The 17,307-nt window shown below is 33.3% G+C and carries 18 protein-coding genes and 1 pseudogene; 5 read left to right on the top strand and 14 right to left on the bottom strand.

The window, feature by feature from the left end:
- The 14 genes from ES674_RS14035 to ES674_RS13970 form a co-directional block, all read right to left on the bottom strand.
- Positions 1-1,392 carry a DUF3570 domain-containing protein gene (locus ES674_RS14035; protein ID WP_148405066.1) on the bottom strand — a complete coding sequence of 464 codons (1,392 nt, stop codon included), beginning with the start codon at positions 1,390-1,392 and terminating at the stop codon, positions 1-3.
- Positions 1,393-1,407: 15 nt separating this feature from the next.
- On the bottom strand, positions 1,408-1,620 hold the full coding sequence (locus ES674_RS14030; RefSeq protein ID WP_148405064.1) for a DUF4266 domain-containing protein: 213 nt from the start codon (positions 1,618-1,620) through the stop codon (positions 1,408-1,410).
- A complete protein-coding gene (locus tag ES674_RS14025; protein ID WP_246126069.1) occupies positions 1,613-2,602 on the bottom strand; it encodes an FAD:protein FMN transferase in 990 nt (329 codons plus the stop codon). Before ES674_RS14025 ends, ES674_RS14030 begins: the two co-directional genes overlap by 8 nt.
- The gene (locus ES674_RS14020) at positions 2,592-3,026 is read right to left on the bottom strand and encodes a thioredoxin family protein (RefSeq protein WP_148405060.1); all 435 of its coding nucleotides are present in this window, start codon (positions 3,024-3,026) and stop codon (positions 2,592-2,594) included. Before ES674_RS14020 ends, ES674_RS14025 begins: the two co-directional genes overlap by 11 nt.
- A gap of 86 nt (positions 3,027-3,112) precedes the next feature.
- Complete coding sequence (locus ES674_RS14015) at positions 3,113-4,447, bottom strand: sensor histidine kinase (RefSeq protein WP_246126068.1); 1,335 nt, start codon at positions 4,445-4,447, stop codon at positions 3,113-3,115.
- A gap of 38 nt (positions 4,448-4,485) precedes the next feature.
- Complete coding sequence (locus ES674_RS14010; RefSeq protein ID WP_148405056.1) at positions 4,486-5,154, bottom strand: response regulator transcription factor; 669 nt, start codon at positions 5,152-5,154, stop codon at positions 4,486-4,488.
- A 749-nt stretch (positions 5,155-5,903) separates the two neighbouring features.
- Complete coding sequence (locus ES674_RS14005; RefSeq protein WP_148405054.1) at positions 5,904-6,311, bottom strand: OsmC family protein; 408 nt, start codon at positions 6,309-6,311, stop codon at positions 5,904-5,906.
- Between the two features lie 268 nt (positions 6,312-6,579).
- Positions 6,580-7,158 (bottom strand): cytochrome b/b6 domain-containing protein, encoded by a 579-nt coding sequence (locus ES674_RS14000; protein ID WP_148405052.1) that lies wholly within the window; start codon positions 7,156-7,158, stop codon positions 6,580-6,582.
- Between the two features lie 29 nt (positions 7,159-7,187).
- On the bottom strand, positions 7,188-7,895 hold the full coding sequence (locus ES674_RS13995) for a VIT1/CCC1 transporter family protein (RefSeq protein WP_148405050.1): 708 nt from the start codon (positions 7,893-7,895) through the stop codon (positions 7,188-7,190).
- 924 nt (positions 7,896-8,819) lie between these two features.
- Positions 8,820-9,548 (bottom strand): ATPase, encoded by a 729-nt coding sequence (locus tag ES674_RS13990; protein ID WP_148405048.1) that lies wholly within the window; start codon positions 9,546-9,548, stop codon positions 8,820-8,822.
- Positions 9,549-9,764: 216 nt separating this feature from the next.
- Positions 9,765-10,259: a hypothetical protein gene (locus ES674_RS13985; protein ID WP_246126067.1), complete on the bottom strand. Its 495-nt coding sequence runs from the start codon at positions 10,257-10,259 to the stop codon at positions 9,765-9,767.
- A 110-nt stretch (positions 10,260-10,369) separates the two neighbouring features.
- Positions 10,370-10,639, bottom strand: coding sequence for a helix-turn-helix domain-containing protein (locus tag ES674_RS13980; protein ID WP_148405046.1), 270 nt, complete (start codon positions 10,637-10,639; stop codon positions 10,370-10,372).
- A gap of 251 nt (positions 10,640-10,890) precedes the next feature.
- The gene (locus tag ES674_RS13975) at positions 10,891-11,733 is read right to left on the bottom strand and encodes an RteC domain-containing protein (protein ID WP_148405044.1); all 843 of its coding nucleotides are present in this window, start codon (positions 11,731-11,733) and stop codon (positions 10,891-10,893) included.
- 71 nt (positions 11,734-11,804) lie between these two features.
- Positions 11,805-13,049 (bottom strand): site-specific integrase, encoded by a 1,245-nt coding sequence (locus ES674_RS13970; RefSeq protein WP_148405042.1) that lies wholly within the window; start codon positions 13,047-13,049, stop codon positions 11,805-11,807.
- Between the two features lie 399 nt (positions 13,050-13,448).
- Here ES674_RS13970 and ES674_RS13965 point away from each other — a divergent pair, with 399 nt between their 5' ends.
- From ES674_RS13965 to ES674_RS13945, 5 genes and pseudogenes are all read left to right on the top strand, one after another.
- On the top strand, positions 13,449-14,729 hold the full coding sequence (locus ES674_RS13965) for a tyrosine-type recombinase/integrase (RefSeq protein WP_148405040.1): 1,281 nt from the start codon (positions 13,449-13,451) through the stop codon (positions 14,727-14,729).
- A gap of 178 nt (positions 14,730-14,907) precedes the next feature.
- A complete protein-coding gene (locus ES674_RS13960) occupies positions 14,908-15,966 on the top strand; it encodes a hypothetical protein (RefSeq protein ID WP_148405038.1) in 1,059 nt (352 codons plus the stop codon).
- Positions 15,967-16,075: 109 nt separating this feature from the next.
- Positions 16,076-16,360: a helix-turn-helix domain-containing protein gene (locus ES674_RS13955; protein ID WP_148405036.1), complete on the top strand. Its 285-nt coding sequence runs from the start codon at positions 16,076-16,078 to the stop codon at positions 16,358-16,360.
- Between the two features lie 29 nt (positions 16,361-16,389).
- The gene (locus tag ES674_RS13950; protein ID WP_148405034.1) at positions 16,390-16,830 is read left to right on the top strand and encodes a hypothetical protein; all 441 of its coding nucleotides are present in this window, start codon (positions 16,390-16,392) and stop codon (positions 16,828-16,830) included.
- A 2-nt stretch (positions 16,831-16,832) separates the two neighbouring features.
- Positions 16,833-17,307 (top strand): annotated as a pseudogene (locus tag ES674_RS13945) (helicase); the annotation flags it as partial.

The following is a 17,307-nucleotide window of genomic DNA, read 5'->3' as shown; positions in this document are numbered from 1 at the left end:
TTAATCTAATACAAATTTTAGCCCAAAAGAAACAATGTTGGCTTCGAAGCCAGTATTCCGTTTATAATTAGCATATTTTAAATCAATACTTTTAAGTCCAAATTTTGAGATATGCAATTTTGTAAAAATATCGGTATAGCTTATTCCAAAACCATATTGGTTAGCACTAAATTTTGATAAATCATAATCAGAGGTATAGTAAGTACTTGTAGATAAATGCTGTTCATATGGTGCAAAATAATCTGCTTGTGTCTGATTATAATACCTAAAGGAGGGGTAGAGTGTAAATTTATCTGATATTTTAATAGACACTTCCATACTAGCGGTATGAGCTGAAACACCCCAATCATCAAAATAATATCTATAATAAGTTCTTAACGCAAAGGTTTCATTAATAAAATAGTTTAAACGTACTCCAATAGGAATTTTAAATCTGCTATCTGGAAGTCTTTCAATATCATCGGCTAATTGAAACACATCGGTATTATTTGGCGATGTATAAATAGGTATACTTGCCGAGTTACCAATATAATAATTGGGAACATTGCCAAAATAAACCCTTTGCAATGGGTTACCTAACCAACCTTGTTGTTTTACCACATCTATAAATAATGAAATTTGAGCATTCTTACTCAAAATTTGTGAAAAACTGAAAGAGGCCGAATATGAATTTCGAGCTTTATCTTGGATCGGCGTAAATCCGTTTGCAGGACGCCAATTGCCGCTTGCATTTCCATTTTGATCCAAAATAGTGACGCCCTGAAAAAAGCCATCGGTCAAATTTCCGTTATTTTCAGCATAGGCTTCCAATTCCGTGGGATAAACGGGGCTCCAAGCATCAAGATACACTTTTGCGCTCACTCCAACCGTTGTGTTTTTTTCATTAAACAACTTGGTTACACCGCCACCAAAGCCTATGGAATAATAGTCATATTCGGTAGCAAAGGACGCGTCAGCATTCCACACTGTATTTCTACTATCAGAACTATGTGAATAGTCGACACTCGCACTGCCCCAAGTATCTTGTCTTGAAGCACCAGAAGACGCTACCCATGGACTTCCTGTAACCCAATCAGCTGACTTTGCCCCATCAAAAGGGTTCGCATTACTGGATGATGCCGAGGTATAGGTTGAAATTCCTGCATCTACAGTAATGATATCATCCGCATTCAAAGGAATACTCACGACGATGGTAGGCGTGAAATCGGTTAGATGTTCGTTTCCGATACCTCCAGTTACAGACGCATTAGTTCCATCTTGCACATAATAACTTGTTAGAAAATCTACTTCAGTAGTTTCTAATACCCGTTTTTTATAAACTTTTGTAGAATCTTGTTGCGCCGTTATTTTTCCAACCACCAGAAAAATAGCAATAATGATTATTTTTTTCAATTTCTTTTATATTAATTAATTACACCCGCATCCACCACCAGATTTTCCACCGTTGGCGCCGGCCGCAGCTTCCCTATAGACTTGAAAATTGGTTTCAAACCTGTCTATATTTCTTTGTGACAATGCCATATCAGGATCATTGATATTTACTTTCTCGTATTCTTTAACGGCAACACAAGACGTCAGTGTTGTTGTAATACCTATTAGCAAGACTATTTTTCTAATCATTTTTAATTGGATTTAATTCTATGTGTTTTGAGGTCATAATGTTATTATCCTTATCAACGATGATGCATTCCACCCCATTCAATTGGTTGATAAAATCCAAGCCAGTATCAACACCCATTACAAAAATGGATGTTGCCAAAGCATCAGCAAGTTCAGCCGTCTTTGTGAAAATGGTAACGCTTAAAATTCCTGTGGCTGGATATCCGGTTCTTGGGTCAATAATATGCGTGTATAACATATTATTGAACCGCACATATTTTTCGTAATTCCCAGAAGTAACAACGGCGCTATTATATACTGGCATCCAGGAAAAGACTTTTTCTTTATTTAAAGGATTAGTAATGGCCACCATCCAATCTTTTCCATTGGGCTGTTTGCCCCAAGTGTTCAAGTCACCGGATGCATTTATAATCCCAGCGGTTACGCCTTTACTTTGCAGTAGTTCTTTGGCTTTATCTGCGGCATAACCTTTGCCAATAGCTCCAAACCCTATTTTCATTCCTTCTAATTTTAGAAATACGGAATGGGTTGTTTCGTTAAGGATTATATTTTGATAGCCTACTTTTTCTACCGATTTCTTGATGTCTTCTTCAGATGGCATTTTTGTCATACTGCCATCAAAAAACCAAACTTTATCCATAGAGGCATAACTGATATCAAAGGCGCCGTTGGTCAACTTTGAGATTTTTATGGCGCGTTCTATAAGCCGAAACAACTCATCATCAACGACTACAGGTTTTATTCCTGCATTTCTATTGATTTCGGAGGTCTGCGAATTTTTGTCCCAAGAGGAAATCAATTTTTCAATCCTTGAAATTTCGTTGATGGCGAGATCAATATATGCATAACATTGGGTAGAATCTTTAGCCACAACCGTGAGGTCAAAACGACTGCCCATAAGTTTAACAGTCTTGACAACGACATCTTGCGCAGTAGCCAAAGAAGTTATGATGAATGCGATTATAAAAAGACTATTTTTCAAGTGCTTTGAGTTTTTTGAAATACAATTCTGGGCTTGTTTTTTCATACCCTAAACTTCCCAAAACCTTGCCTTTTGGATTTAAAACAACCACGTACGGAAAGTATCCATTCTGGTTATATTTTTCAGCCAGACTATTATTATGGTCCTGCTGTTCTTTCGTTAATGCATTTTTGCCTCTGCGAGGAAAATCTGCTCTCAACATTACAAAGGAGTCTTTTGAAAGTTCTTGAAATTTAGGCGTGCTCCAAATTTCTTTATCCAATTTAATACAAGGTGCACACCAGTCTGATCCTGAAAACACCAACACTATGTTTTGATTGTTTTTTTCTGCTTTTGCCGATGCATCTTTCCAATTAGTCTCCCAATTTTGGGCAAAGGCAATTGAAGAAATCATTAAAGTGCAGACAATGAATATAATTTTCATAGTATTTTAGGTTAATTTAGAGCTGTTAACCTGACAAAAATAGTTCCAAAATTTAAAGAATATCTAAAGTGATTCTTAAGATTGGCTTAAAATTGAATTGTAAAAGTGGTACCAATGCCAAATTCACTTTCTATCAGAATTTCAGCTTGTATGGCATCAGCAGCTTTCTTGGCTATGGAAAGTCCTAAACCGTTTCCTGAAATACTTTTATGGTTTAGCGCATCAGATCTAAAAAAGTGCCTGAACAAATTATTCAAATCTGCTTTTTTGATGCCTATGCCTTCATCTCGAATTTCACAAACAACTTTTGAATCTAGAAGCGCAATGTCTATGTGTATCGTGGTAGCGTCATTAGAATATTTTATGGCATTGCCAATGATGTTCTCCAAGATTAAGTTTGAATAATATTGCGGAACAAGCGCTTCTAAAGTAGCCCCATTATGAAAGTCTATGGCGAGGTTTCTTTCTAATATAAATTTCTTATGCCTTGAAAGAATGTCGTCAATGATGGTTGGTAAAGCAACTAGCTTTCTATCCACCTTTATTGAGTTGGTATCTAATCTTGCCAACACCAACAGTTGTTCTATAATGGCCGTCATTCGGTCTATTTCAGTAAGACTGAATTTGATTTTATCTTCATATTCTGATCGTTCCCTAGGTTTTCGAATTAGTACTTCCAAAGTTCCTTTTAAGGTTGATAGCGGCGTCCGCAATTCGTGTGACGCGTCCGACGTAAATTGGCGCTCTCGTTCAATAGCGCTTTCAATACGCTGTAATAATTGGTTAATCCCAGAAGATAATTCGTAAAGTTCGTCTTTGTTTTGGGGTAAAACGACCCTTTCATTCAGATTGCTCTTTGTGATTCTTTTTGTGGTAGCGGTGATGATTTTTACTGGGATGATGCCACGTCCTGCCAAATATCTAGAGATAAAATAGAGTCCCGATAATAGAAACAAATACGAAATAATCAACACATTGCGCAGATTTAGCAGTACCATTTTGGAGGCTTCCAATGACATGGCTGCCAAAATAAACCCTTTGATTTTACCGTTTTCTTCTATAGGCATCTGTACCTGTCTAATCGCTCTATTATTCAATAGTTCATTAAAATGACCGCCGTAATTCTGTTCTGGGTTAAAGACAAGAACGTCTTCTTTAAGGTTTGGCGATTTGTCCATAAATTCGCCTTTTTTATTTAGGATTTGAATAAACACAGGGTTCACTTGAACCTCTCCATGCTCCCTTTCTTCCCACTCTCGTTTATTTCTTATTTTTACACTATCGCCAACAACTATAATTTCTGTAGTATGCTTTTCAGCTTCAAAAGAAAGGTCGTTATCTAGGTTTTGATATACCGTACCCTGAACTACAAAATAAACAACGGCAAAAGCCACTGCCATAATCACGGCAGTGGCTATCATATAATGTATTGCAATTCTATTTCTAAAACTTAAGTTGTTCATATTTCTTTTGCTACATAGCCTATCCCACGAACGGTTTGTATATAGTTTTCATCATCTCCTAGTTTTAATTTTTTACGAAGCGCATTAATATATACGTCAATAACCCCAGTATTGTACTCAAAATGGATATCCCAAACACTTTCAATTATGCGGGTTCTTCGGCAGACTATACCTTTATTGCGTATTAGATATTCCAACAACGCAAATTCTTTTTGAGTAAGGCTAATTTCTTCCTCTAATTTAAAGACTTGATGTGTTGCAGTGTTTAGTGTAATATTGCCGAGTTTAAACACAGAATGCTCCCCAGATTTTGGGCGCAGTTGTACCTTGATGCGCTCTAAAAGTTCTTCAAAATTAAAAGGCTTCTTGATGTAATCATTAGCACCCGCTTGGAGTCCAAAGATGGTTTCATCAACCGTGTCTTTTGCTGTTAAAAAAATGACAGGGGTCTCTTTAAATTCTGTTCTGAATTGCCGACAGATTTCAATACCGCTCAAACCTGGTACCATCCAATCTAAAAGCAACAAATCATAATCTCCAGTTAGTGCTAATTGCAGGCCTCTTTTCCCTTCCTCGGCAATATCTACTGCATAAGACTCCTCTTCCAATCCTTGTTTGAGGAAGTTAAAGATACCTGGCTCATCTTCTACGATTAAAATTCTCATGGGGTAAAAGTTACAATTTTTAATTAAGTTAAGATTTGATTTTTCTTAAGATTGGCTTAAAACTTATCAATTCATATTAGCGACCAGCATCTATAAATATCACTTTTCCTTAATGCTCCATTATATGAATTAATATTATTTTTTAAATTCAATACATCAATAATTCACTATGAATTATGCGTAACTATCTATCAAATAGATACAAAGTATTTTAGGAATTCTAAGAACAGCACAAAACAGATTAATATGATAGTAACGATTAGAACAATAATCCAAACTATTTTATTCTTTTTGGTAATATTACTTTTATCAGGTTTTACCTTGCTTTTTCTTTTAATACGCCTTTTTTTACCCATTTTTTAATCTATCTATATCTTCCCTTCCATTGGTTGCAATCTTACCATATTCAGTATTACCTAAATTGCTATAACAACACCTGGAAACATGCAACGACTTACTAAGTCAGTAAAAGTCACAATTATAAATTAAGTTAAGATTTGGTTTTTCTTAAGATTGGCTTAAAAACTACCATTTATGAATTAAGTGATTTGTTTATTGTTAGACAATGTTTAACCTTTCCAATAGGAAAAAAACAATTAACTAGACCTATAAAGCTGATGATTATAGAAAGATATTTTAGAATCTATTTAGAGCCATAAATATAAAATTTAAGGGTTTCTGCTATATGTTGTCCTTTGTTAAAACTTAAGATATTAAAAACCAATCAATCTGCTTTATTTTGTAACCAATCAAGGATTATCGACCGTATTTATTGTGCCTGAAATGGAACAAGACAATTTCATAGTATTATATATAGTGCCAAACTTTTCTATGTTCTTTTTAAGTAAATCTGTATTCAATTTTTTATCGCTGCTGTAAATTGTCAAATTGTAAGCAATATTTTCCATCCTTGGTGGATTTTCAAGACGTATTGCATTGACTTCAACTGTAGCTTTAGAATAGGAAAAATGCATCAAAACTGAAAAACGTTCAACATTCTTTAACATACAGGCAGTAAAAGAACCTAAGAATAATTCGGCAGGATTTGGCAAGGTTTCAGCTGTCTTTGAAGTCGTACCAAAATATATGTTTGATTGTTTTATATGTATAACAGCATCCTCATTGGGTTTGGATGAAGCTTTAATTTGATAATTCATTAGTCTTTTTTCAATTAATATAAAATTATCAATACTTTATTTTGTTTTAATATCTATGGATGTTGATAGAGTATAGATGAAGCCAAAGGCAATAGATCTAACAGATTACACGTAAAACAACACGACTTATTTTTAATATATTTTAAAATGACCTGGCGAGTTGGATGACTAAAGCTTTAGTGAAATTTGTCAAAGCATCCGTGACTTCCTTGTATTATTTTCTTTCTAAACTTCTTTTTTTATATTTTTTTGTCGTGATTTCGTGTTTTTAATTTTCCTTTTTTGAGCCACTCACTATCCTTGAAATAATTCCTTTTTGATCTGTAAATTCTGCTTTAAATATACCGGCCAAATGGAGTACGATAAATCCAATCAAATAATAAATTCCTAATACATGAATTTCTTCCATTGAATTTTTCCATTCTTTTGGCCCAAATACTATGATAAGTCCAGTAACCAAAGAAAAAACAACACAGAAATAAAAAATGAGATATATCCATTTTTGAAATTTCTCCTTTATGGACAGACTTTTAGCAAAAGGGGATTGAAACTTCATATGTCCAAAAACAGGAAGCATAAAACGAATGCTAAATAATCCGGTCAATACATATCCAATGTAAATATGCCAATTCCACATAGGTTGTCTTATCTTTTTTGCTAAAGTAATGAGTTGTTCTTGAGATAAAACCTGGTCGGTACCACTCAAATAATCTTGTATGATAGTTGCCACATTATACTTATTCATCCATGTTAATCGTAAGAAAATTGTAATTAACAATAGCAGGAATGAAACAGCTATTGCCCAATGAATTATTCGATATATTTTAGAATATTCTGTCTTTTCCATAATGTTTGCTTTTAAAATGTTTATTTTTTTTATCCGACATTCACATTAAACAAATAACCGACCAGTGCTGTCAGGCCCATAGCTACTGTTCCCCAAAAAGTAATTCTAATTATTGCTCTCCCAATACTAGAACCCCCTGTTTTAGCAGCTAAACCTCCTAAAATAATCAGGAATAAAATGGCAGAACCATAGAGATAATATTCTATGTTTTTTAAAGGTAGAAATAGTGCTACCAATAGAGGAAGTATACCTCCAACAGTAAAGGCCGCTCCAGAAGCAAAGGCGGCTTGTGTTGGTTTGGCTTGACTAATATCATTAATACCTAACTCATCTCTAATGTGAGCAGCCAATGCGTCTTTTTCCGTTAATTCTTTAGCTACAGCTAAGGCAGTCTCTTTTTTTAGGCCTCTTTTCTCATAAATTTCAGCTAAGCGTTGCAATTCAATTTCTGGCATTTCTTCCAGTTCTTGCTTTTCTCTTTCAATGTCGGCGTTTTCTACATCTGTTTGAGAGCTTACAGAAACATATTCTCCTGCTGCCATTGATAAAGCACCAGCAACTAATCCAGCTACCGTTGCCAGTATAACGGGTTCTCTAAAATCACTTGCTGCAGCAATACCTATGGCAATACTTGCTGTAGATAAAATACCGTCATTTGCACCTAGAACAGCTGCTCTTAACCAATTACTTCGGTGGATAAAATGATTGTCTAAATAATTGTTTTCAAGTTCTGACATTTTTCAATTTTTATTTCCTATTGTGAATGTACGATAGTTTTTGAGCTATAATGTGATTTTAATCAGATTTGCCTAATTTTTTCGTGAGCGTGAAGAAAAAGTTCTTTTATTGTTTTGCAATGGATTTGAGCAATTATAAGAAATAAATGCTAATTTCCTATTGGCATTCTAGCTTTTGGTAACTCATTCTTTCTGTACTATTATATTAGTTTTTGGTTGAAATTGATGGGAAGTATGTTGAAGTTGAAAATAGGTTTTTTCAAAGTCATAAAAAATGAAAGCCACGAACGTACCTTTTCAGTACGATGAGGTATTTATTTTTAAGTTCACTAGATTAAAGTATTTGGTAAAACTGAAAAGTTGTAATTATTGAACAAGGTTGCATCTTTCTTGATACAATTCCATGACGTAGACATGAAAGAGTTTGCTCATGTTTTTTTGCATTGTTTTATTGAGAGTCAGTTAATTTGGAATGGGCTAGATGTTCTCCCAGGAGGTATTGAAACATGATAGAGGTGGCTTGATATAAGCCTTGGTGTAGGTATTTCCAAAGGTCATTGATGTATTTATTGCAATAACAAAAGTTTTAGATTTAGGACAGTAATTAGTAGGGAGGAACACGAGATCGCTAATTTTGATTTAGAGGTCGTCGGAATGAATAAGGGATGATTTTGTTGAGGTTGTATATTGATTTTCTTTGAACCAATTCCAAAAGGTATTTGGATTTTTCATAATAATGAGATTTAAAGTTATCGTTTGTCTTGTGAATTTTACTCATAGGTTTCCATTGTAAATTTTGGAATTCGTGAATCTTCAATTTAAAGCTACGAACGCTTTTAACGCTTGTCCTTTGAATATTTACTCATAGGTTTTTATTTTAAAGTAATGAATTCGTGAATCTTATATTTTAGAATATGTTTGGTGTTATCGTTTGTCTTTAGAAGATTTGTCAAAAGCCAGTAGATTAAACATGGTTCGCATTCTGGAACGGACACGGTTTCCATAGCGTTCTTCTATTTCTAGCGCGTTTAGGTTTGTTGTGGCGTGGGTTTTAATCTTTAGACTGCGCTCGGGGTGATAGTTTTTTGCGTTTGGATTAGGAGATCCCCACTTTCGTGAGGATTGGTGCTTTCGCAGGGATATTTCATATCGAGATAATAGTATTTCACCCATCATATTGCAGTCTTTGCCATAATGTCTGCCGGTTGGTTCCACGCCCAGGTCGTCAAAACAATAGAAATCATCGTTGCCATAATCTTCGATGGTTTTAAACCCTAGATGATTGAAGCTGAATACGGCGTTACGACAGGGGATTATTTTATAAAATCTTCGATGCGGTGTTAGGTGACGCAAGAGCTTCATTAAACTTGTTTTACCACAACCTACCGGGCCTGTTAATAAAATACCTTTGTTTGGGTCGATACCTAGTTTGGCACAATAGTCTAAGTCTTGGATGGTATAGATGCAAAGTTTGAAAAGAATGGCGTGATCTTCATCATGAATTTTGAAGTCTTGACCAAACAACAATTTACCTTTGGCTTCAAGATAGATTAGGATTTTCTGAAAGTCGTAATGGATGCAGTTTTTTTCTATTTTGCCTAGTTTGTAATCGATTCCGCCTTCTGTGATGATATTTGGTTTTAGGTTTTTCATCTTGCTGTTTTTTTAAAGTGGCTGATTGTAATTTTTGTTTTTGGTTGTCTTTAGGTTGTCCTTGTTTTGGGACTGTTGGTGTGCGTTTTTAATTTCCTCGGATTTTAGTATCCAATTTTGAGCTGTGGCTTTCCAGTCGACAATTTTAGTTTTCCCACCTAATTTCCAACCGATGCTCTGGTAGTGATTATAAAATTTTTGCGCTTCAGTAGTGGGCTATTTTTTGGATTTAAAAAATCCAATTACTACATTTTGTTTTTTTGGCTGCGCTAGTTTAGAAAGTTTATTAATGTTTTCTATTTGTTTATTATGTTTATATAAAGGTACCAGTGCTTGTCCTTGATTTGGGACAGTTAAGTCCACTGCTTGTCCTTGATTTGGGACGGTTAAGTCCACTGCTTGTCCAGAGGTTGTACCAAAAATGAGCATGTTAATTTTTGACCCTTTAAATGGGTTATGAGATGGGTGATAAATTAGATACTTGTAGTGATTTAATTCTTTGACACACCGATGATAAGTTGATTTAGAGCCTATTTTGGATAGATTCATAACTTCTTCGCGATTAACATGGAACTGGACTGGGAACCGGCTGTGATTCGATAATTGGAAAAAAGCCATATACAAACTGATATGCGTTGGGTTTAACCTGTTGTCTTTAGAGAACTGTTGAAATACCGCATTTAGGTGCTTTATGTAATTAATTGATGGCATGTTTATTTAATCTTAAATTTTATGCATTCTACTATTCGGCTTAAAGCCAGATGAATGGTTGTTGTTATGAATAAACTAAATAGATCCCGCGGCAAGCACGGGATTTGTGGCTAAACGTGATGCATGCGGTTATCTTGTAGGACGTTGTTAATGTCTTCTTGGTCATAATAAATAATTCCCCCTAGTTTGGTGTAGGGGATGGTGCCATTAACACGGAGGTTTTGAAGCGTTCCTGGGCTTAGTTGTAAAAGCTTCATGACTTCTGTTGACCTTAAGTATTTCTTGGAAGGCTGGGTGCTGGAAAGGAGTGATTTAATCTCGTGAAATAATTCCATTTTGAATTGATAGAGGTCGTCGGTGGTAAGGATTGTTGTTGGCATAATGATGTGATTTAATTAATACGTGCTTTTATGTTAACTAGATGTTTTTTAATAAAGCCATCATCATGAGCTTTCGCTTTAGATGATGGCTGCTATTAATCTGGCCATCATACAGCAAATTTGAGGTAGTTTGTTGAGAATTCTTCGGTAGTACCGAACAACTACCGAAAGAATTTAACATAATTAGAACAAACTAGAAAAAGGGAATAGGGCAGAAGTGTACTTAAAGTTTGACAAGAACCATGGATAAATTATCTGTAGTCATTATCCATTTTTTTGATTAATGAAGTGCGCATTTTATCTAAAAACTTGGTTCGGCTACCTTCGCGTGCTTTTATTTCACCATAAGTTTTATAGAAATTTCCGAGTTCTATATTAAACACGGTTTCACAAATTTTGGCCAGACTTTTTAAATCCATATTGCTATTTGTAAATGCACCGGTGGCAAATGTTGCATACATTAACTTGACAAGGTCAGTTTTAGATGCTGTCCATGAAACTCCGGGAGGAATGCAAATTGGTTGCTGTGTATGTAATGAATTTTTATTTCCTTTTAATAATTTCAATTCATGTTTGTAATATACCATCAAAAGATCATATGTAATAATTTTAGCTACGAGGTCATCGTGACTTGTTGAGAATTCCGGGTCTGTGAAATGACAAATAGCATTTGTAATTGCCAAGTTATTTGTACCACGAAGAAAATATATATGATCGAGCCTGGTTTCTTTATGCCTATAATATTTCACAAAATCAAATTCTCTAATTTTTTGAATTTCGAACTTCTTTAAAATAAGATATATGTATTTTCTTTGCCGAGGAAGGCTTAATTTGGGACGATTCAGCAAATAATAATGAACGTGAGAGAAGTACTTTAAATGCCCATTGATTAGGGGTTTTACCTCTTTAAAAAAGTAAATTTCATCAGATTGTGATGAAAAATCTTTTTCTCGAATATATAGTCTTAATAAGTGTAAATATTCACTGCTTAAGCTTACGTAGTTTTTTAAATAGGTAATTTCATTTAGTCTATCTTGAGGGAGACTATTGATTTTTAGTTTAAAATCATCAATCAAGGCGTTAATCTTATTCATAAATGATGAGATTTAGGATGGGGTATTAAATATAATAAAAAATATGAAAGGATTAAATGTGAGTGAATTAACTATTTGTTTGCTTCTTTGGCTTGTAATTCTTGGTTGCTTAAGATAGATTTTAGAGCATTCATATCGGCGCTTACCTTTCTATCTAAAATTTTGGCGTAGTGCTGTGTCGTTTTGAGTGATTTATGACCGAGCATTTTACTAACGGACTCTATAGGAACTCCGTTGGTTAATGTTACGGTGGTAGCAAAGGTATGCCGAGCCAAATGATCGGTTAGGTTTTTGTTTATTTCGCAACTGTCTGCAATCGTTTTTAAATAAGAGTTCATTTTCTGATTGCTTAAAATAGGTAAGAGCTTTTCAGTGTTTATTACCTGCGGATGTTCTTTATAGGTTTCAATAATATCTGACGGAATGGGAAGTACCGGTATATTACTTCGCGTGTGTGTTTTGGCTCTCTTTGTTTTAATCCAAAATTCGCCATCAATACCAATTACTATGTCATTTTTGGATAACTGTTTGACATCAATGTAAGCAAGGCCGGTAAAGCAGCTGAAGATAAAAATATCTTTGACTAATTGTAGTCGTTGGATTTTGAATTCCTTATCTATAATAGTTTGAAGTTCCTCTTTGGAAAGAAATTCTCGATCTATTGTTTTGAGTTTCGCTTTCCAATGGAAGAACGGATCTTTAGTTATCCAATCGTTTGCATAGGCAATGCGTATAATTTTCTTGAAATTGGTAATGTATTTAATGGCCGTATTGTGACTGGTTTTTCGAGTGGTTTTTAAGTAGTATTCTAAACCGGTAATAAATTTATGGTCTACATGCTTTACAGGTATGTCTTCTACTTTGTATTCTTTCTGGATGTATTCTTGCACGTGCTTTTTAGTGGTGCGATAACGTTCTGCAGTGCCAGGGGCAAAGTCTTTGCCTATTAAGCTGTCTACCTCATCATTATGAGCTTGAAATATTACCAGGAGCATTTTAGTAATGTTGTCTTTTCCCGTATAGCGGTTTTTAATAGCTATTGCCGTGAATGGTTTATTGGCATCTAAAAAGCGTTCTTGAATTTTATTTAGTTTGTATCTAACATCGTCTATGTACTTATTTATTGCTTTAGATTCAGGGGAACTGCCTAGAACTATTCCTTTGGAGCTGTCCCATTTTTCTACTAATACCTTACGTTTGATTGTGGTTTGGGCTCTTTTTCCATTTACGGTGATACGTACGTAAATAGGAGCTTTACCATCCGGGGTAACCCTATTTTTTTGGAGAAAGAATAATATAGAAAAAGTATTGTACATCGGTTCACTCTATAAATGCCTTATAAAAATACGTAAAATTTCATATAACTCCTACTGTAAGTCATTGTATTTGTGGGTGTTTGCTGAAATTCGGTTCACTGTAGGAGGTTTTTTAATAGTGAACCGAATAGTGCACCTATAGAATGTAATTAGATGGTTTATTTTGATATTTGCAGAAAAGTAAAAACCCCATAAACATAGTGTTTATAGGGTTTTGGTGGAATTTATGCTATTCCTAGCGGAGAAAGAGGTAATTGAACCTTATGTACCTCAATATAGCTAAATGTACTCGTAATGCTTGTTTCCAAAGGATTGTTAATAAATATTATATTTAGATTTTAGGTCAAAACACTATTAAAACATACCTTTACTGTCAACGATACTGTCAACTGGAAATCTATGAGAAGTACATTTAATATTAAGGAACCGAAAGGAAATAAGGAGACGTTAATACTATTTTCTGCATATATTAAAACCGAGGGAAGGAAATTTATTTACTCAACTGGAGAGGTAATTCATCCTGATGAATGGGATTTTGAAAATAGGCAACCAAAAGGCTTAAATGGACGTTCTGTAAAGGCGGAAAAGCACAGAGTTATAAAAAGACAATTAGATAGGTATCATAATTTTTATTCTGATACGATTCAGAATTATAAGCTATCTAATAGAGAGATTTTATTAGCAAGCCTAAAAGAGGAATTTAATAAAGAATTTAAACGAACAGAATCCATTTCAACCCAGTTTTTTGAGGTTTACGACCTATTCTTAAATGAAAAGAAAAATGACCAAACAGAAGAAGCCAATTCCCCAACTACAATAAAACGGTACGAGTATAACAGGAAATTGCTAGAGGATTATCAAGAAGGTATAAAAAAGAAAATCTACTTTAATCAAATTGATAAGTCATTTTATAATTCCCTTGTTAGCTTTTGCATTAAAACTAAAAAGCATTCTTCTAATACCTTAAGAAGAAATATAGGATTGTTTAAAACCTTTATGTATTGGGCAGTTGAGAATAACCATACTTATAAATTAGACTTCCAAAAATTTAAGGCACCTAAAGCTCAAGAAACCGAAGAGGTAGCGTTAACATTGGTTCAAGTTCAAGAAGTATTTGATTTTGATTTCACAGGAAACGAAAGGCTAGAAAAGGTAAGGGATTTATTTGTTTTTGGATGCGCTACAGGTATGCGTTATAGTAATTACTCTAAAGTACAGAAGAAGGATATTCAAGATGGCGCAATTGTAGTAAGGGATCAAAAGAATAATGATAAAACCCTGAAAGTGCCCTTAAATGATTTTTCAACTTACATACTTGAGAAGTATAATTATAACTTACCAAAAATATCTAATCAGAAATTTAATGAATATGTGAAAGAGGCATTTTCTAAAATGGGATTTGATGAAAATATCAAAAAGACTACCAAAATAGGGAAGGAGATTATTGAGCAAATAGACCACCTATATGACCGTATATCCTCTCATACAGCACGCAGAAGCTTCATCACCATTATGAAGAATAAAAAGATACCAGACAAGGTTATTATGAGTTATACAGGGCATAGGAGTCTAGAAGTCTTTAATAAATATTATAAACCAAACAATGAAGAGAGAAATGATTTTATGCAGGATGTTTGGAAGTTAGAAGATACCTCTGAAAGTAAAAACAAGGATAATTAATTGTTAAATAGAGGGACAAAAAGTTTGATGTTTTTTATTTCTTTTAGAGCTGAATTGAAAAGCATGTTGATTATGTTTACGGCATAATTCGATGGCTTAATAAACAGTAAGTCACTAAATTTTGGTGCTTATTTGTAATTTGGATCATTGTTGCTTAACTAATAAAAAAATAATATAAATGATACTAAATGATTCTAATGAAGAGTTAGTCCCCAAATTTTTTGGGATATTAGAAGAGGTTAGCTTTGATACGGTTGACGAAACCTTGATTGGTGTTTTATTGAAAAAAGAGATTATTTTTATAAGTAACCTTAATTCAGGCTTTAGTTTTAATTCTGAAGAATTTGAGGTACCTCTATATTTTAATGGTGTTATATATAGTTTTAATGATGAGTTTCTAGAAGAGGTTTATCTGTGTTTAAGTTTTTGTATTAATTATGATGCATTGGGTATTCAAGTGGATAGAGAAAAACTTATATATAGATTAGATGGCTTTATAGGAAAAGACGAAAAACTTAAATATCTAAAACAAGAACATCAAAAACAATTTCCAGAAAGTGATTTGTACTCTCTATATGATGATAACCTTGTTTCGCGAAATCAAGAATTTACAAATTGGAAAGATTTAGTTTATGATGTTATAGGTTCATATCCTTTATTCGCCCAAATGTATTTAAACGAGAATGCACCAAAAATTGGATTTTTTGGATGGATCCGAAGTACACTCAGTGATAATAAAAATTTAGAAAATGATTTCTTGTTTTCAGATTTAATAGATTTATGGAGAGAATTCATGGAAAGTAGTTATATGCTTTTCCATATTAAATTAGAAATTGAAAAAATAGAGAATCCAATATGTTTAAATAAAAACAAAAAAAATGGGAGTATTATTACTACTCAATCACTATTCATAAATAATTCGCAATATTTCACTATTATAAGTGATTTAATTCTCAAAGGGGTTATTACAGAAAAAATGGAGTTTATAATTCCAGTAAAATATGAAAAACGCGGGGCTCAATTCTTTATTTGTGCTCTTATGTTTCAATTAGATAATAAGGGATATTTAAAGTTTTGCAATGATGTTGACAAAGTACAGGCTTTAAATAACACTTTTAATGTAAATATATCAAAGCAAAATTACAACGCATTCCTCAATTCCACCAATCAAGATGTTTATTTGTCATACACATCTTTTATTGACAAGGCGACCAATATGGTGGATTTCCCTTTTTAATTATTTTGACTCTTTGACTCTTTGACTCTTTGACAGGTAAAATTAAGTCAAACTAATTCATCTTCATTCAATATAGTTTAGCGGTATTATTAATCGTAAAACTATATAAATGAAAACAATTTTTCAAGTTGAAGAACTTACTAAACAAGAATTACTAGGTCATATAGATGCCCTATTTGAAAAGAGACTCTCTCCTTTATTCTCTACAAAAGAAAACACAAAACTCTCCATTAAGGAAGCTGCCGAAGAATTAGGAGTAGCAAAATTAACAATCCATAATTATATTAAGAAAGGTATTCTACCCGCCTTTAAAATAGGAAGACGTGTCTTTATAAAACGTCAAGACTTTGACGTGGCATTATCTGAAGTTAAATCTTTAAAATATAGAAGATAATGATGATGACTAAAACAAATATATCAGATATGCAAAAAGAACTTCTAAAAGCTATCAGAATTGAGAAAAAGCGCTGTGAACAATTATTAGCGCAAAGTAGCTCAAGCGTTCAACTTAAAAAAATCACAGAATTAATATTAAAATATCTTGATTCCTTAAGTGGAGAAGTATGTGCTATGGGTAACATTAAAAAACTCAATTCAATACGCCCTCAAAGGTCTAATTTTTCAAAGAATATCCAAGAAAATAGTTCAGCTTTCAATAAAAAAACATCAAAATTAACATCTTCAAAAATATTACAAAACAATATGAGTAATTTAAGTAAAAGAACCTTGAAATTAAATGCTATTGCTTCTGAAATTAATGAAATGAGCATTAAAGACCCTGAAATGACACAAATAATTTTGGAGTTAGATATTAAACCGTCTCAAATTATTAGAGCTGGAAGATTAAAAGTTCAATTGTTTTAATAATGGACAGCATATATTTAAGAATAGGCACCGAATACTATAAGAAAGCTTTGGTGCCTTTACATAGCGGAGACAAATGGAGTACGCTATTAAAATGGAAAAAAGGTGAAATAATTACAGATGAAGGAAAGGATTATTTAGATGAAATTGAAAAATATAATGGATTTTGCTTAATACCATCACATGTAAGTTACAAGCAAGATATTGATGGATTCTATAATGAATATGAAAAGTTACAACATGAATTTTTAAGTGGTGATTTTAAAAAAACTAAAGCCTTCTTAAAACACATTTTTGATGAGCATTATGAAATAGGTTTAGATTATCTCACAATTCTTTGGAAGCATCCAACGCAAATACTACCAATTTTATGTTTGGTAAGTGAAGAGCGCAAAACGGGTAAAACGACGTTTTTAAATTGGCTAAAACTAATTTTTCAAGGTAACATGACTATTAATAAGAATGAGGACTTTAGAA

The organism is Bizionia myxarmorum (assembly GCF_008086205.1).
GTDB classification, from domain to species: Bacteria; Bacteroidota; Bacteroidia; order Flavobacteriales; family Flavobacteriaceae; genus Algorimicrobium; species Algorimicrobium myxarmorum.
Note: the sequence above shows the minus strand (reverse complement) of the source record. Positions and strands in the feature narration are given on the sequence as shown.

Coding starts and splice junctions, on each gene's coding strand:
- ES674_RS13960 (WP_148405038.1), top strand. CDS start 14,908: ATGATACTAAATGATTCTAATGAAGAGTTAGTCCCCAAATTTTTTGGG.
- ES674_RS14030 (WP_148405064.1), bottom strand. CDS start 1,620: ATGATTAGAAAAATAGTCTTGCTAATAGGTATTACAACAACACTGACG.
- ES674_RS13970 (WP_148405042.1), bottom strand. CDS start 13,049: ATGTACAATACTTTTTCTATATTATTCTTTCTCCAAAAAAATAGGGTT.
- ES674_RS14010 (WP_148405056.1), bottom strand. CDS start 5,154: ATGAGAATTTTAATCGTAGAAGATGAGCCAGGTATCTTTAACTTCCTC.
- ES674_RS14015 (WP_246126068.1), bottom strand. CDS start 4,447: ATGATAGCCACTGCCGTGATTATGGCAGTGGCTTTTGCCGTTGTTTAT.
- ES674_RS14005 (WP_148405054.1), bottom strand. CDS start 6,311: ATGAATTATCAAATTAAAGCTTCATCCAAACCCAATGAGGATGCTGTT.
- ES674_RS13965 (WP_148405040.1), top strand. CDS start 13,449: ATGAGAAGTACATTTAATATTAAGGAACCGAAAGGAAATAAGGAGACG.
- ES674_RS13980 (WP_148405046.1), bottom strand. CDS start 10,639: ATGCCAACAACAATCCTTACCACCGACGACCTCTATCAATTCAAAATG.
- ES674_RS13995 (WP_148405050.1), bottom strand. CDS start 7,895: ATGTCAGAACTTGAAAACAATTATTTAGACAATCATTTTATCCACCGA.
- ES674_RS13950 (WP_148405034.1), top strand. CDS start 16,390: ATGCAAAAAGAACTTCTAAAAGCTATCAGAATTGAGAAAAAGCGCTGT.
- ES674_RS14000 (WP_148405052.1), bottom strand. CDS start 7,158: ATGGAAAAGACAGAATATTCTAAAATATATCGAATAATTCATTGGGCA.
- ES674_RS13955 (WP_148405036.1), top strand. CDS start 16,076: ATGAAAACAATTTTTCAAGTTGAAGAACTTACTAAACAAGAATTACTA.
- ES674_RS14020 (WP_148405060.1), bottom strand. CDS start 3,026: ATGAAAATTATATTCATTGTCTGCACTTTAATGATTTCTTCAATTGCC.
- ES674_RS13985 (WP_246126067.1), bottom strand. CDS start 10,259: ATGCCATCAATTAATTACATAAAGCACCTAAATGCGGTATTTCAACAG.
- ES674_RS13975 (WP_148405044.1), bottom strand. CDS start 11,733: ATGAATAAGATTAACGCCTTGATTGATGATTTTAAACTAAAAATCAAT.
- ES674_RS13990 (WP_148405048.1), bottom strand. CDS start 9,548: ATGAAAAACCTAAAACCAAATATCATCACAGAAGGCGGAATCGATTAC.